Here is a 15,878-nt window from a genome sequence, read left to right as displayed (position 1 = left end):
ACGGTGAGGGTGAGAATACCCTGCCATATTTAGGGCTCTTTGAGCACAATTTCGTCCGGCCAAAAACTCAGAATATGTTTTACAGATATCTCATCTAGAATAAAAAAGCATAGTAATAGCCATGCTTTTCAGCCTTCATAACATAAGTTGAATATACAGTTATGTCATTTAAGTTAAAATCACACTTTATCATTAGTGTCTCTATCACACAGAACCATACGAACCAGTTGTTGCTTATCCACTTTACCAATTTTCGTAAGTGGAAATTGTGCAATATATTCAACCCGGTCTGGCCATTTGTATCGTGCAATACCTTGCAATTTAAAATGTTGATGCAGTTCTGCCAAAGTTAATCTTTGATCAGCGATTAACATCGCGCAGCTTTGCTCTCCTAATATGTCATCAGGAAGAGCCAGTAATGCGGCATCATGAACATGAGGAACCTTGCATAAGATATCTTCAATTTCCGCTGTAGCAATTTTTTCACCAGCACGATTGATTTGCTCTTTTATTCGTCCCTCTACCACCAGATAGCCCTGTGGTGTTAATCGGACTAAATCACCGGAACAGTAATAACCATCCTCGGTAAAACTATGCAGTGTATGCTCTGGCGCCTGATAATATTGTCTAATGGTATAAGGACCTCTGACTAACAATTCTCCAATTTCTCCCATTGCTACATTTTGTCCTTGAGGATCAACGATCTTAATTTCATCATGTATAGATAAGGGATAACCTTGTGATTGATAAATCACCTCATCAGTATCATCAAGTGATGTGAGGCAAACTAAGCCTTCCGCCATACCAAACACCTGCTGTAATTTACAATTAAATGCTCTTGGAATTTGCTCTGCAACTAAGGGATTTAGCCTTGCTCCACCAATCTGAAGGACTGAAAGAGAAGTAAAATGATGGGGGTGGTAAGAAAGCTCAATTAACCAAAAGCTAACAATGGCAGGAACTAAGGATGTGATAGTTACTTGATGTTTTTCAATCAGATCAAAACAGAGCACGCTATTCGGCGTTTCGGCTTATACGACACAACCACCAACAGAAAACGTCCCTAATATCCCCGGACAACCTAATGTAAAATTATGTGAAGCCGGTAATACGGCGAGATACACACTGTCTTCATTTAACCGGCATACTGTTGCAGCGGTCATCGAAAAATAAGCATAATCAGTATGTGTTCGGGGAATTAATTTTGGCGCTCCCGTCGTACCGCCTGATATAACACATCACATTGTGTAAAATCGTTTAATTTTGTCTGTGTTGAAGTAGTCATCGCGTTATCATTCCTCGTGTGATGGGGTAAGCTGCCATGAGAGCGATTGCTGTTGACGCTGCCACAATTGAGCGTAAAGACCATTTTGGCGAAGCAGGGTGTCATGATCCCCTTGTTCCACCAGACATCCCGCGTCCATAACCAGTATTTTCTGTGCCCTTTGTATTGTGTTTAAACGATGAGCAACAATCACAACAGTACAATGCTGAGATAAATTTTCTAATACGCGATGTATTGCCAGTTCTGTGGACGCATCAACACTGGCAGTTGCTTCATCCAATAAAATGATAGGGGCTTTTTTTAATAATGCTCTGGCAATTGAAAGTCGTTGACGTTCTCCTCCTGATAATGAGTAACCGTTATCACCAAGAATTGTTTGATAACCGTCGGGCAACTGTTGAATAAATTCATCAGCTTGAGCTAATTTAGCGGTCTGAATCACTTCCTCAGTTGTTGCGGTCTGATTACCCATCAAAATGTTGTCAAATACTGATGCAGAAAACAAAACCACATCTTGAAATACCATAGCAATATTGCAATGTAAGATCTCACTAGAAATTATCTTAGTATCATGTTCACCCCAAAGAATCTGACCGGAGTCTGGTATCCACATTTGACCAATCAGTTGCAACAAAGTACTTTTACCTGAACCACTTGGACCAACAATAGCCGTTATTGCATTACTCTGAATGTGGCAGTGAATATTTTGTAAGGCCGGACAGGATTGCTCAGGATAGGTAAAACTGACCTGTTGCACCGTAATTTCATTGGAGCTAGGAATGATAGAGGTGTTTCCATCATTATATGTGGCAACCGGTGTTTCACTCATTAGTTCTTTGATACGTTCCATAGCACGTGAGCTAAATCGAAGTTTTATTAACCCATCGCCAAGTGTTTGTAATTGACGATAGACAATGAGTGAGAAAAAATTGAGCAAGATAAAGTGCTGAATATCTAAACGTTCCTGAAACAATAGATATCCGCCTGATACAAGTAATAATATAAAACTGAACTCACTGACAAAACCAAACAGCGCGACTAACGCAGCGGGTTTAGTTTCCAGCAGCAGATGTGCTTGATATTGTTGAAACAACTTATTAGAAAGGCGCTTCCAGGCTGTACCAAATTGGCCAAAGCCACGAATAACGCTAATACCCTGTATATAATCATATATCTCTGCTTGTGCATCACTGGCAGTATCCAACATTTTCTCATCATAACGATTGATGACACGCTGAGTTAATGTCATAACCCAAAAGGAAAAAGGAATGGATATAATGACCAGCAAAGCTAAAAAAATATCAATCCAGCATAGAAGTGCCAATATTAATAACATTGAGACGATTGTGCTAGTAAAGATAGCTAAAAAATGCGTCCACAGCCCTTCAATTAGTTCAAGATCGGATGTTAAACGAACACTTAAATCACCTGTTCGTTTTGCTGAAAACCAACCTAGTGGTAAAGCATGTAGATGGTTAATCACTTGAATTCTAGCTTCAGCCATCATGGCATAAGTACCACCAAAAACGTAGCTTAATGCCAAATTACTTAAATAAATTCGCCCCAGCAAGCAAGACAATAAACCGACCGCGCTTAGTAGGATCATCTGTAACGAAATAGTTGTATTGAAAATGGACACGATAAGTTGTGCAACAATGTAATAACTTACTGTCAATAAGCAACCATCAAGTGCCGCCAGAGATAATCCTTTTGTTAACCGAGGATCTTGATAACCCGCCAACCGATAACCGTCACGAATAAGTTTAATGATCATCTATTTTCTCTCCACCCAATCCGGCATCTTGCCAGAGTTGACAATAACAGGGACAATTCAAAAGCAATTCGTCGTGGCGTCCTTGACCTACCACTTTTCCTTGATCGACAACGATTATTTGATCTGCATGAATAATCGTTTTGAGGCGATGTGCAATCATTAGGACACTTCGGCCATTACAAAGACTGGAGATAGCTTGCTGAATAAGCCACTCGTTCTCACTATCTGCATAAGCCGTTGCTTCATCCAGAATTAAAAGAGGGGCATCTCTTAATAATGTTCTAGCAATGGAAAGACGTTGGCGTTCGCCTCCCGATAAGCGAGCGCCATTTTCACCAATTTGGGTGTCATATCCTTGTGGTAGAGAGAGAATAAATTCATGAGCACAGGCTGCCTGTGTTGCTGCAATAACCTGCTCAATATTGGCATCCGGTCGGCCGAGTAATAAATTTTCCATAACTGTACCATTAAAAAGGTATACATTCTGAGATACCATTGATATCTGTTTGAACAACTCTTCTAAAGGCCAATGTTGGATATTGAGCCCTCCCAAGGTGACTTCACCTTGGTCACAATCCAGTAATCGTGTTGCTAAACGTGCAATCGTTGTTTTCCCCGCGCCACTGGGTCCAACAATAGCTGTTAATCCATGTGGCAAAGTATTAAAGGTTACTTCTTGAAGGCCTGACTTTTGATGATCGTAATGGTAAGAAACGTGAGAGAACGACAGCACAAGGTTTCCCGTTGGTAAACTCGCTTTATCAATCACATGAGGTACCGTTATCTGTGAGGCATTAACTATCTGGTTAAGACGATCTAACGAACCTTGTCGTTGGGCTTGCTCCGTTAATGCAAATACAAGGCGTAAAAAGGGCTGAAGTATCACAGGGGCGACTAATAAACACAATAGCCAATCAACTGGCGCTAAATCACCTTGATAACAGCGCCAAGCTCCAATAGGAGCCACTAAAACTAAATTGCTTGAAAGTAAACAATTGAAACAATTCCAGCCAAACATATTCTTTTTACAATAGTTTTCTACCCAAGGAGCTACATCACGAATTGTCTGACTGAGTTGACGAAACGAATCAGATCTCAATCCAAAGCTTTTAATCACTGCAATACCTCGGATATATTCACTTACCTTTTGGGCTATATTGATCTGTAATTCTCCCCACTGACGTGCTTGTTCAGCACTACGTCGCATAGATAACCACTGACACCAAATCGCCACTGGCAATAATAAGATCGCAATAAACGCCATCGGCGCATCGACATAAAGTAACAATGATAATCCGACGATCGGTAGAGTAAGAGCTGAAGCCACATCAGGTAAAAAATGAGCCAGAAAACCTTCTAATGCGGCGATATCATCATTGATTACTTTACGTAAATCACTTGCTGTATGAGCGCTGAAAAACGATAAGGGAGCTAATCCTAGCTTTTGGGTTAAATGCAACTTTAAATGATACGCTAGCTTTAATGCGCCATGATGAGCACTAACATGGCTAATCACAATTAATCCCCAGCGAAGCAACATGGCAATGAATGCCACTGCCAAGCATGAATAGATAAGTTCAAGAGACAATGTGGCAACAGTCAGTTCTTCTACCATGAGGTAAAGTATCCAAATGGGTACTAGCGTCATAATGGTTGAGATGATTGCTGTTAGTATTGATATCCAAAAAGCCTTACCCATTAACTTTACTAATAGAATAAAACGAAGTGGTTCAGAAATGTTCATAACCTTCCTCGAACTTATCTAAGCTAAACTTAAAATAAGTCAACTTTTATGTTAACGCCTGCAGTTAATCCTTCGTTGAATTGAGCAAAAGCACTATTACCACGAGCGTAACCATATGTGCGGTATCGTTTATCAAAAATATTGTTGATATAACCGGACACCGTAATTCGTTCACTGGTTTGCCAACCCAGACTAATATCAGTTGTAGTATAACCACCTTGACGTAGTTGATTACTTCCATCAAAGTAAAGAGGGCCTGTCACATTCATAGCTATTCTAGGCATTATCGCGCCTATTGACGTTGCAACCATGCCATCTACACTAAACCCAGCGCCAAATTTAGGAATAAAAGGAACTCGATTATTAGCATAATCATCAGCAGTCACATTACTGGCAAACTTAGAGTGGGCGAGATTGCCATTTAGTGTTGCAACCCATCCGGTTGTAAAAAACCATTTTGCATCAGCTTCAATACCAAAGGCATTTGCACTACCCGCATTTTTTAATGTTTGAAAACCCATCGGACCAGAGTAAAGCTGCATATCCTTAGTATGGGTATAGTAGATGGCACTTTGAAGTTGGAAATCATCTATTTCATAGTGTGATCCAATCTCATAGTTAATCGATTTTTCAGCAACAAAAGGCTTTGCTTGAGAACCAGTTTGTGGCGTGATAGTAAAGCCGGCAGACTTATATCCTTGTGCGACGCGCGTATAGATACGCCATTCCGGTGTTAGAAGGTAGCCCACTGAAAACTGACCCAATACTTGATTATCGCTATTATTCCCAGCGGACCAAACGTTATTTTTACCAAAATGCGTCTTCGCTTTATCATGAGAAGCGCGTAAACCTGCTCCTAGATCAAATTGGGAAACATGCAAAGTTCCATCTATATAAGTGGCTAATGATTGCGAGGAGACGGAAGAATTTGTTGAACTGGATTTGCGACTTTGATCAATATCCAGTCGGTATAACCCCAATACACCATCCCATAAGCGGTTATCGCCTTGTGTTGCCGCGCGAATTTCCTGTGTATTTTGATTCCAATGCTCTGAGGATTGTGCTGAGAAAGGACCATAAGGAAAACGACGCTCATATTTCAGTCGTTGCCAGGCACTATTAGCCGTCAGTAACCAATCGCCGAAATCATAACTTCCACTTAGAGTTTGACTATGTGTATGACGATGCATACGTGGATCTAAACTACCCGGAGACGTTAATAGTTTACGACTGCGTGTATTTCTATAGTCTAAATACGTATCCTGAGTTGAGTGAGTGCTATCTTCAGTTGCACTAAAATTGATTTCCCAAGGTGCGGTTATCGGTGCCAACCTTAATTTAATATTACCCGTATTTTCATCGGAGCCCCCCAATCTTTTCGAACCAGTGGATGGGTTATTGAATGCACCTGGTTGTGATTGGCGCAACAATGTGACACTTCCATAAAATACATCCTCTACCAATGGACCACTGAGATTAAAATGGCTCTGGTAACCATTTCGGCTAGCAATACCACCATAAATGTAACCACGAAATAGGTTATTAGGCTTTGCAGTGGTAATATTAACTATACCCCCTTGTGCGCTGCGACCATAAAGAGTGGCTTGTGGACCTTTTATCATGGAGATATGATCTACATCGATCAAAGACTGGATTAAAGTAGTCGACAATTGTGGTACGCCATCAACATAAAATGTGATTGCCGGTGTATAAAAATCCTGAGCAGAAGAGATACCTCTTAGCGATATCGCAGGATAGAGCAAATTACCACTATTTTGTATATTCAAGCCGGGTAATACCCGAGAGAGTTTTTTAGTATCATCTACCCCCGCGGCTTCGAGTTTAGTCTTGGAAATAGTCTGAGTTGATACATTCAATGAAGAGGCTGCATTATTAGATTGTTTACTTGCAGTTACAATAATAGTATCAAAGTCATTTTCTCGATCGTTTTGTTTAGATATTTGTTCTGCCAGTAATTCCTCATTATATAACAAACCTAATACACACAAATATATAAGTTTTCTTTTCATCAATTATTATCCACAGTTATTTTTTTGTACTAAAAATTCATTTTAAAATAGAAATTGGATAATGCTGGTGTACAAAATCTTCAAAAAAAGTATAATTAAGGATAATGATAATTATTATCATTTAACTATAATAAAGAGGTGCCTGATGAAAACCATTCACTATAGTAAAAACCCCCCCAAACTGGCAATCAAAGACAAACAACTTACTGACAGTACTGAATGGTTTAATATAAAAGGGTTACTTAATGCTGGTTTCGTAGAAATGGCGCCGTTACAAGATATTCGAAATGATACTAAGGTGAATAAGCATTTATCACTGGTATTTATGCTCAATGGGGCAGTGCATCATCATATACGTGGTTCTCAATCAATTGTGTCTTATCAACCAAATGGGGTTTATCTTTCTTATTCACACGATACCATATATGGCACAGATTTTTTCCCTGCTAATTACTGCTATAACATCATAATGTTACAATTCCGTCCTGACGATCTCTTAGAGATATTTAATGAGCGCTCACTAAATAGCTATCGTGCTAATATGCAATTTTCCTCACCAAATTTCTGTATTTGGCGATTAACACTTACCCCGGTGCTCAAAGATATAGCACAACGATTGCAAGCAGCCAGAAGATCTTCTGATGCTTTATCACAACTCAATATACAGAGATTAAGTCTTAACGCGCTATGGTTAACATTAGAGCAATTAAAGTGCTCCTCATCAACAGATGGCGAACCAATGAGGAGCAACTTAACTGGTCGAGATCGCAAAAATGTAATTAATGCACAATTATTTATACACGATCACTTTCAAACTCATTTAATTATAAAAGATATTGCCAGAGTTATTGGAGTAAGTGAATCTAAATTAAATAGAGACTTTAAAAAGATGTTTGATATTGGTATACACCGTTACATTATTAACTATCGTTTACAACAGGTGACAAAATTACTCAATGAAAGCACATTAACCATTAGTGACATAGCTATTCGATGCGGCTTTACCTGTGCCGGTCATCTTTCCAGACGATTTGTTGAGGTGTTTGGTACTACACCTCGTGCTTATCGTTGCAATTAATACAAAATCTATACTGCTTTTAGAATTGAGCTTCGATACAAAAAAATAAGTACGAATAAAGCACAACCTAAAGTGAGATTAAAGAGTATAACGTAACCCATATAATGAGCGACTATACCACCGATATAACCAGAACATCCGGCAGCAAGCGCTGCTCCGCATTGAAATAATGTAAAATCTAATCCTGCTTGCTTCAACGACGCTTGTGTGGTTAGGAACGAATAAAGACAAACTAAGCCCACGGAAAAAGTGTAGTTAAAAAACAGATAGCTAACAATAAGCCATATTGGATTTATATTAGGCTGAAGACTTAATATAATAAAGCAGCTGATTGACAAGCATTTAAATAGGGTCGCCAATAAGAGTGACCAGCGATAGCCTATAATCCGGATAAAGAGCATACCTGATAAAGTGCCTAGCATCCCACAAGCAGCACCGCCAAAACTGGTTACTTTGCCTAAATTCTCGAGAGAGAGTCCGGCGTCAATCGCAAAAGGAGATAGCATAGATGAAATTAAACGACCACTAATCTCAAAGAAAAAGACTAAAACGATCGCCTTTAGCATCATTGGTTGCTTTAGTGTTTTAATGAGAGATGGTCTCTGATAGCTTTTTTCTGTAACAGGAAGCTGATTGATACTCGGCGCTAATAACAAAGGTAGCAATAAAAAGAGTAGTAATGCACTATAAACAAGCAAGGAGGATTGCCATCCCCATTTATCATATAGATAGATTAACCCACCACCGCCTACTGCCATTCCTAAATAACCACATCCAATCCGTAATCCATTGCCGATACCGTATGATTTTGAATTTAAATTCTCAATCATATAAGCATCACAAGCAATCTCACTCGTGCAACAAACTAATGATAATAAAATTAATAATGAGATTAGTGTGATGAACATATTTTCATGTATGAATGATAAGCCAATTAATATCACCGCCAGCGCCACTTGTCCTGCAATGACAATTTGTTTGCTTCGAATTTTTCCTGATTCAGTGACTCTATAACGCTCAACGCCACCCGCCCAGATGACCCGAAGTGCCCAAGGAATCATAGCAAGTGACACTAAACCAATCGTGTCCAAATCAACCTGATGACTACGTAGCCAAGCCGGTATCGCTTGAAAGGCAATACCACCGATTAATGTTTGAACAAAATAAAACGAGCCAATTGCAAATATAATTTTCAAAAGAATTCCACCATTAAATATGAAAATACACACCAAAATACAAGGTATTTTTCATCGATTGTTATCCACTGTTACTTTTCTTTTTGAGCCAAAAACTCATTCTAAAATAGAAATGGGATAATGCTGATGTACAAAATCTTCAAAAAAAGCATAATTAAGTATAATGATAATTATTATCATTTGATTGTGGTAAGCATTACTTAGCTTTTAGTCATTATTTTTATAATAGTTATAATTAAAATGGTAAGGCTTTATGGTGATGTGTGGCGGTTTTAGAATTGTTCAGGCTTAGCAATATATTTCTCAAACCACAAAAGGTGACACACCGGTATAGCCATTCGAGAGAGCAGTTACTCGGCACATTACAAGGTTTAATTTCAATTGAAGCAGAAAATTGTTAATGGGTAGTGCCCGCGGTGTCTGGATACCTCCAAATGTACAATATTGTCTTCTAAAATGAAAACTAAATTCCTTCACCCCATAAACACAGTTGTTCAAGGGCAGGACCAATTTTTTCACCCAGTGAGGTTAATTTATATAACACTTTAAGTAGTGGTTTTTGACCATAAACACTGCGCTTAATAAGCCCATCTTGTTCCAATTTTTTAAGTTGAATGCTTAAGGTCATATCGGTAACTTCTGGAATCAATATCTTTAACTCACTGAATCGTTTTTCCCCAGACAGCAAATAATAGAGGATTACACCTTTCCATTTTCCACCGATTAAATCCATTGCTAAACTTATTGGGCAATAATAAGTTTTATTGTTATAGCGTTTTGATGGTCGTTCTTCATCACTTTGCATACATATTCCTAACTATACTATCAAGTTTGATAGATATTGCTTAAAAAATATTTGTCAATAAACTAAATAAAGTAACTCAATTTTTTATAGTATAAAAACAAAGGAAATATTATGCCATTAATTATTTTAGGTCATCCTAATATTCAACAATCAACAGCTAATAAAACTATTGTTGAAACTTTACAAAATAAAGTTAAAGATCTTGAAGTTCGCAATATTCATCAGCTTTATCCAAACTATCAAATTAATGTGCCAGAAGAACAAGCCGCATTGCTAAGACACGAGCTAATCATTTTACAATACCCGATGTATTGGTTTAACATGCCAGCGATCCTAAAATTATGGTTTGATGAAGTATTTACTTATCAATTTGCCTATGGTTCAAAAGGCGATAAATTAAAAGATAAAAAATTACTAACTAGTTTAACTATCGGACAAGTTGAGAAAAATTATAGTGATTATGACGCTAATATAATCGATCATCTACATCAACCCGTAAAACTATCCGCACTTTATAGCCAAATGCAATACCTAACACCCGTTGTTTTATATGGGGTATCACCAGTAACCGCTGAGCCACATGAAATAAAGACCAAAGCAATACACCATAGTGAAAAATTAGTTCAAATGATTGAAAAATATAATCAATAGAATAATAGTGATAATTTATATCTGCACAATATACAAAAAAACGCATGTACTAAACGACCTGTCAATCCATGCGTTTTAGAATTATGTGACTTATTGTGTGAAGCAATTACAAGAATCATGTCATGGCATAATTCAATATCAGTCTTTAGCGTTGCTAACTTTTCATAATCAATTGATTATACATATCGTAGAGTTACTTTGATTTATTGAGATTTATTTTGTAAAAATAATTGAGGAGTCTATGCCATTTTATTGATATTAGGATATCAATCAAGTGGTCATAGTTTAAGAGAACTATGTGTAAAAGAGTTAACTATGCAAAGGCAATTTCTTTTTACCGATTACCATTAAAATCCCCGAGTAGGATAAATTCTGATTCAATTACCGCATTAATTTAAAATCTATCATATAACTATGCATACTATACATACATCTATCCCCTTATACCCCTATAAAAGCTCCTTCTGAATAGTGATCCCTCCTCCATTGAAGGATTGATGAAGAATCAATAAGTTAGGTAATCACTACAAAAATTTTAAAGTTCCGTTATTTTAAAGACGACTAAAAGATAAACAATTTAATCATTGCTAATCCATACTGTAAATAGTAAATTTAGATAATTGAAATAATATATAAAATATAAAAATTATAAATATAATGAAATATTATTTATTAATGACTACAAAGCAGTGGCAAGAATATCAAAAACAGAAAGAAAATGACTCACCCTTTAGTTCTATCTCTTTAAGTTCTAACACTATTATAGAATACAGTAAACTAAGACCCATTTATTATGATTATAGTAGTAAATTGGATGAAATTGTAGAATATTGCGTTAAACATCAAGATGAATGTAAGAACCTATACCCCACACTCGAAGCGCTTGGTTTATATTATGGTTGCAATACCTATAATAAAGACGATAAAAAATTCTCGGCCGGACTAAAAGAAGCGATAGAATCACAGCGCGCAATTTTATTTGAGCTGCCTATCGAATACCATTCTGGCATGTTACAACCAGCAAATGATGTTATAAACTCAAAGAGTAATCGAACACCCCGCAAATTAACCCCTGACGAAGTAAAGGCTTATGAGCTGGAAATACGTTACGGTAAGGCTCAAGACAACTACATAGAATTGACAGTTTATAATCTAGCTAATCAACCGTTTACTATCTTTGATAATGCCAGTCAAAAGATGCTTAAGCAAGGGACATTAGATAATAACGGTTACGCTTATGTTAGCTTACCCATAAATGCCAAATATGTTGATATAGTGTTCGATAAGCAGCAAGAGGATCGCCCTTGGTATTATGATATACCATTACAAATATTAGGGGGGATTCGTGATGCTACGCAGTCAGCGTCTGATTTGTTATGGGATACCTTGCCAACTAACCTCATTATGGAGTATGGTTTTAACGTTGAAACACAAAACCCTATCCAATTGGGAGAAGTTCCAGAGCCGGAAACAATATCAGGTGCGCTTACTCGTGGTGTAAGCCAATTTCTAATTGGGTTTATTCCTGTATCTAGGACGTTAAAATTTATCAAACCCATATCGAAAATGGGTGAGCTAGGTAAAGGCGCGATAGCCGGCGGTGTCACAGATTTTACAGTTTTTGCACCTCACGAGGAACGACTCTCTAATTTAGTCCAATCATTCAAAGAATTACAAAACCCAGTTACAGAGTATTTACAAGCCGATCCAGATGATAGCGCAGCGGAAGGACGATTAAAAAATGTTTTAGAAGGGTTATTGATAGGCGGGCTTGCTGAACCCTTTGCCCATTCATTGCGAGCTTTAAAGTACTCAAGAATCAAATGGATGATATCGGACGTTAGGACGAGAGTTCACTATAAACTTAAAATTGTAACGATAGAAACCGAATCAGGCAGCAAAGGCAATTGGAATGAATTACTTAATAATCCCGAACCTAACACAAGGTATATTGTTGACGGTAATAAAATATACGATACTGACCATTTAGGAAGAGTAGTAAGAGTTGAGGCGGATCTTAAACTTGATACACTAGACAGAAACACTTACCAACAATTGAAAGCAGGTAAACAAGGGATAGACGGTGACGAAGGCGGGCATTTAATCGCGTCAATATTAAATGGCTCAGGCGAAAAAATTAACCTTCTGCCAATGAATTCAAATCTCAATCGTGGCTTATGGAAAAAGCATGAAAGTAGATGGGCTAATGCCTTACGAGACGGTAAAACAGTTAAAGTTAAGATAGAGCCTGTATATCAGGGTAAAGATATAAGACCAATTAAGTTTAAGATATCTTATTCTATTGATAATGGGCGATTTATGCAGACAAATTTATTAAACCAAGCAGGTGGATAAAATGACAAAAACACACGATCAATTAAATAATGAAATTGGGCAACTACTTTTTAAATCATCACCTAATGGAGCAAAAAAAGTAATTGCTCAATTAGAATTTACACCAGAGATGGATGCTTGTACCTATTTATTTGATTATTATAATCAAAATAATGAATTAAACTGGTATCTACTGGATGACGATATAACAGACCCTTTAATCGATACGGTAACAGAACTTAGACAATATTATATTGATAATAACCTAACTAATGGTTTACCTGCGTGGATAGGTTGTATTATAACTGTGGATATTGAAAATGCTAAAATTGACTTTGAATTTAAGTACGAACCATTTATTGATCTTTATTCTGAATATGATGAATAATCTAAATCATCAAATAGTTAGGCTTAATTAGATAATAGCGACCCCAAACATAAGCACATTTTATGAATATAAATATAGTGCTATAAGCATCCAACGGTATGCCAAATTCTTATTATTAGCGTCTAGGCTGATAGCCGAACATTAGCGACCGTAGCGAACTGACGCAAATATTTATTATTGAACAATTAGAAGGATGAATGGTAAGTTTTACAAGAATTTGGCTTAATTGCATCTTAACTAAATGGCTCAGGCGAAAAAATTAATCTCCTGCCAATGAATTCAAATCTTAATCGTGGCGAATTGAAAGCTCTAGAAAATAGATGGGCTAATGCCTTACGAAACGGTAAAACAGTTAAAGTTAAGATAGAGCCCGTATATCAGGATACAGATATAAGACCAACTAAGTTTAATGTATCATATTCTATTGATAATGGGCGATTTAGGCATACAGAAATATTAAACCAAGCAGGTGGATAAAATGACAAAAACAGACGATCAATTAAATAATGAAATTGGGCAACTACTTTTTAAATCATCACCTAATGGAGCAAAAAAAGTAATTGCTCAATTAGAATTTTCACCAGAAATGGATGTTTGTAGATATTTATTTGATTATTATGATCAAAATGATGAATTAAATTGGTATGCATTGGATAGTGATATAACGAGCCCTTTAATCAAAGCGGTAAGAGAGCTTAGGCAATACTATATTGATAATAACCTAACTAATGGCTTATCTGCGTGGAGAGGTTGTATTATAACTGTTGATATTGAAAATGCTAAAATTGATTTTGAATTTAAGTATGAACGATTTATCCCTCTTTTTGATGATGACGATCTTAAAGATTAAACAGTTAGGCTTCATTAAATAATAGCAAATCCAAATATAAGCACATTTTATGAATAAAAATCATTATTCTATCTGATTCATCTGCTTGCTAGAGTGTCAATTTATCATTAAATAAGACCAGTCTAGAATGTAATCAATTTATTTCACTTACTATTGGCTATCAGACGTAATATAAAATTAACGTATACTTCTTTATGAGGTAAAAAGCCTCCTTTTAGGAGGCGATCATTATGTTTATTGATATTAAATCTATAGAACGATTTCAAAATTAAATATTAGGTCGGCGTTTAGTTAGCCATTCTACAATTGCCGGATCACGATGAGAGAAAAATGCACTGGTCCCAGTATCAATTGCGGTAATATCGATCATATCTTGATTTGAAAGTTCAAAATCAAATATATTTAAATTTTCGGTCATACGTTCTTTTCTCACTGATTTTGCTAAACAGACAATTTGGCGTTGAATTAACCAACGTAAAATAACTTGACCAACTGATTTATTATATTTATTACCAATTGCCGTTAAAACAGGATGATTGAAAATATCATTTTTTCCTTCAGCAAATGGTGCCCATGCTTCAGGCTGAATAGTTTTGCTTTGCATCCAAGGCGCTGCGTGTAATTGTTGGTTAAATGGATTAACTTCTATTTGATTCACAGCAGGTTTTATTTTATTGAAGGCCATCAAGTCAGCTAAACGATCTGGCTGAAAGTTACTAACACCAATGGCTTTAATCTTTCCTTGTTCATAGAGCTCTTCCATTGCATGCCAAGCACCATAAATATCACCAAAAGGTTGGTGGATTAAATATAAATCAATATAATCTACTTGTAATAAATTTAATGACTGTTCAAATTGGATTTTAGCACCGTCATAACTAGCTTGGTTTAACCAAAGTTTGGTGGTAATAAATAGATCTTTTCGGTCAACTCCACTCACTTTAATTGCATTTCCGACTTGGCGTTCATTTTGATAAGCGGTTGCTGTGTCAATCAGGCGATAACCAACATCAATTGCGTCTAATACTGCTTGTTCACAATGCTTTTCATCTATTTGATAAACACCAAATCCTAAAGTTGGTATTTCGATCCCATTATTTAATTTTATCTTTCTCATATGATCACCCTGACTAAAGAAATTAACTGAGTTATTGGGTTAGCGACGTTTAGTAAGTGTTTTCGTCATTGCTAAATCAATAGGGGTTTAGATTGATATTATTGATTACCACCATTTTGGATATGCTTTAAAAGCATTCAATATATTATCTATATCGTCTAAATCGATTTGTTCATTTCCTTCAGATTTAAATGTATTTCCATTAATGCCTTCTTTAAGAGAACTCCAATACAACTTTTTCTTTTTAGTGTCTATTTTTAGTTTGAAATTACCATCCATATCTTTAAGTACTGCCAATTTAGATAATTCTAGGTTTTTAATAAAAGAATCCAATACTTTGCATTTGAACCAAGCTACTGATACAGTTTTTAACTCGAAACCATTTCTTTCAAAATCAATTGAAATACATAATTTTAATGAAGGCAAATGCTCATCTATTTCAATTGTGTCTATAGAAATTTTTATTGGTTTATTTATTAAAATATCCATTAGTGCGCTCCTGTGTTGGTATAGTTGTTATCAGCATAACGAATTTGTTTGATTAATAAACTGTTTTGGTAATCAATCCAAGAAGGAAGTTGATTGTTTAGTCTGTTTTGCTAGTTTAAAAGATTGAAAATAAGAAT

13 protein-coding genes and 2 pseudogenes are annotated in these 15,878 nt (G+C 36.4%); 6 read left to right on the top strand and 9 right to left on the bottom strand.

The annotated features are described in order from the left end of the window. Positions 1-179: 179 nt before the first annotated feature. From FPB0191_RS12395 to FPB0191_RS09420, 5 genes and pseudogenes are all read right to left on the bottom strand, one after another. Complete coding sequence (locus tag FPB0191_RS12395; protein WP_238574505.1) at positions 180-527, bottom strand: AMP-binding enzyme; 348 nt, start codon at positions 525-527, stop codon at positions 180-182. Between the two features lie 102 nt (positions 528-629). After that, a pseudogene (locus FPB0191_RS12390) lies at positions 630-1,232 on the bottom strand (AMP-binding protein); the annotation flags it as partial. A 60-nt stretch (positions 1,233-1,292) separates the two neighbouring features. Next, complete coding sequence (locus FPB0191_RS09430) at positions 1,293-3,059, bottom strand: ABC transporter ATP-binding protein (protein ID WP_039105621.1); 1,767 nt, start codon at positions 3,057-3,059, stop codon at positions 1,293-1,295. Then, complete coding sequence (locus tag FPB0191_RS09425; protein WP_052236913.1) at positions 3,049-4,803, bottom strand: ABC transporter ATP-binding protein; 1,755 nt, start codon at positions 4,801-4,803, stop codon at positions 3,049-3,051. The genes FPB0191_RS09430 and FPB0191_RS09425 overlap by 11 nt, the downstream gene beginning before the upstream one ends. A gap of 29 nt (positions 4,804-4,832) precedes the next feature. Then, positions 4,833-6,833 (bottom strand): TonB-dependent receptor, encoded by a 2,001-nt coding sequence (locus FPB0191_RS09420; protein ID WP_082018303.1) that lies wholly within the window; start codon positions 6,831-6,833, stop codon positions 4,833-4,835. A 145-nt stretch (positions 6,834-6,978) separates the two neighbouring features. Here FPB0191_RS09420 and FPB0191_RS09415 point away from each other — a divergent pair, with 145 nt between their 5' ends. Further along, positions 6,979-7,911 (top strand): helix-turn-helix domain-containing protein, encoded by a 933-nt coding sequence (locus tag FPB0191_RS09415; protein WP_039105619.1) that lies wholly within the window; start codon positions 6,979-6,981, stop codon positions 7,909-7,911. Positions 7,912-7,919: 8 nt separating this feature from the next. On the opposite strand, the gene FPB0191_RS09410 is transcribed toward FPB0191_RS09415, so the two are convergent. Further along, entirely contained in the window at positions 7,920-9,107 is a 1,188-nt protein-coding gene (locus tag FPB0191_RS09410; RefSeq protein WP_039105617.1) for an MFS transporter, read from the bottom strand. Positions 9,108-9,570: 463 nt separating this feature from the next. Then, positions 9,571-9,912: a winged helix-turn-helix transcriptional regulator gene (locus tag FPB0191_RS09405; RefSeq protein ID WP_039105615.1), complete on the bottom strand. Its 342-nt coding sequence runs from the start codon at positions 9,910-9,912 to the stop codon at positions 9,571-9,573. Positions 9,913-10,023: 111 nt separating this feature from the next. Here FPB0191_RS09405 and FPB0191_RS09400 point away from each other — a divergent pair, with 111 nt between their 5' ends. From FPB0191_RS09400 to FPB0191_RS09380, 5 genes and pseudogenes are all read left to right on the top strand, one after another. Next, complete coding sequence (locus tag FPB0191_RS09400) at positions 10,024-10,563, top strand: NAD(P)H-dependent oxidoreductase (protein ID WP_039105613.1); 540 nt, start codon at positions 10,024-10,026, stop codon at positions 10,561-10,563. A 675-nt stretch (positions 10,564-11,238) separates the two neighbouring features. Beyond that, complete coding sequence (locus FPB0191_RS12020; RefSeq protein ID WP_202965334.1) at positions 11,239-12,918, top strand: DNA/RNA non-specific endonuclease; 1,680 nt, start codon at positions 11,239-11,241, stop codon at positions 12,916-12,918. 1 nt (position 12,919) lies between these two features. Beyond that, a complete protein-coding gene (locus FPB0191_RS09390; RefSeq protein ID WP_052236912.1) occupies positions 12,920-13,285 on the top strand; it encodes a hypothetical protein in 366 nt (121 codons plus the stop codon). Between the two features lie 249 nt (positions 13,286-13,534). Further along, positions 13,535-13,762 (top strand): annotated as a pseudogene (locus FPB0191_RS09385) (DNA/RNA non-specific endonuclease); the annotation flags it as partial. Between the two features lies 1 nt (position 13,763). Further along, complete coding sequence (locus tag FPB0191_RS09380; RefSeq protein ID WP_052236911.1) at positions 13,764-14,135, top strand: hypothetical protein; 372 nt, start codon at positions 13,764-13,766, stop codon at positions 14,133-14,135. A 268-nt stretch (positions 14,136-14,403) separates the two neighbouring features. Here FPB0191_RS09380 and FPB0191_RS09375 read toward each other — a convergent pair whose 3' ends face one another. Beyond that, on the bottom strand, positions 14,404-15,252 hold the full coding sequence (locus FPB0191_RS09375; RefSeq protein ID WP_039105597.1) for an aldo/keto reductase: 849 nt from the start codon (positions 15,250-15,252) through the stop codon (positions 14,404-14,406). A gap of 105 nt (positions 15,253-15,357) precedes the next feature. After that, positions 15,358-15,741, bottom strand: a complete 384-nt coding sequence (locus FPB0191_RS09370) for a hypothetical protein (protein WP_039105594.1) — start codon at positions 15,739-15,741, stop codon at positions 15,358-15,360. Positions 15,742-15,878: the final 137 nt, after the last annotated feature.

This window comes from Frischella perrara (assembly GCF_000807275.1).
Lineage (GTDB): Bacteria > Pseudomonadota > Gammaproteobacteria > Enterobacterales > Orbaceae > Frischella > Frischella perrara.
Note: the sequence above shows the minus strand (reverse complement) of the source record. Positions and strands in the feature narration are given on the sequence as shown.

Excerpts from the sequence above, each read along its gene's own strand:
- FPB0191_RS09430 (WP_039105621.1), bottom strand. The coding sequence starts at position 3,059 with ATGATCATTAAACTTATTCGTGACGGTTATCGGTTGGCGGGTTATCAA.
- FPB0191_RS09425 (WP_052236913.1), bottom strand. The coding sequence starts at position 4,803 with ATGAACATTTCTGAACCACTTCGTTTTATTCTATTAGTAAAGTTAATG.
- FPB0191_RS09420 (WP_082018303.1), bottom strand. The coding sequence starts at position 6,833 with ATGAAAAGAAAACTTATATATTTGTGTGTATTAGGTTTGTTATATAAT.
- FPB0191_RS09415 (WP_039105619.1), top strand. The coding sequence starts at position 6,979 with ATGAAAACCATTCACTATAGTAAAAACCCCCCCAAACTGGCAATCAAA.
- FPB0191_RS09405 (WP_039105615.1), bottom strand. The coding sequence starts at position 9,912 with ATGCAAAGTGATGAAGAACGACCATCAAAACGCTATAACAATAAAACT.
- FPB0191_RS09400 (WP_039105613.1), top strand. The coding sequence starts at position 10,024 with ATGCCATTAATTATTTTAGGTCATCCTAATATTCAACAATCAACAGCT.
- FPB0191_RS12020 (WP_202965334.1), top strand. The coding sequence starts at position 11,239 with ATGACTACAAAGCAGTGGCAAGAATATCAAAAACAGAAAGAAAATGAC.
- FPB0191_RS09390 (WP_052236912.1), top strand. The coding sequence starts at position 12,920 with ATGACAAAAACACACGATCAATTAAATAATGAAATTGGGCAACTACTT.
- FPB0191_RS09380 (WP_052236911.1), top strand. The coding sequence starts at position 13,764 with ATGACAAAAACAGACGATCAATTAAATAATGAAATTGGGCAACTACTT.
- FPB0191_RS09375 (WP_039105597.1), bottom strand. The coding sequence starts at position 15,252 with ATGAGAAAGATAAAATTAAATAATGGGATCGAAATACCAACTTTAGGA.
- FPB0191_RS09370 (WP_039105594.1), bottom strand. The coding sequence starts at position 15,741 with ATGGATATTTTAATAAATAAACCAATAAAAATTTCTATAGACACAATT.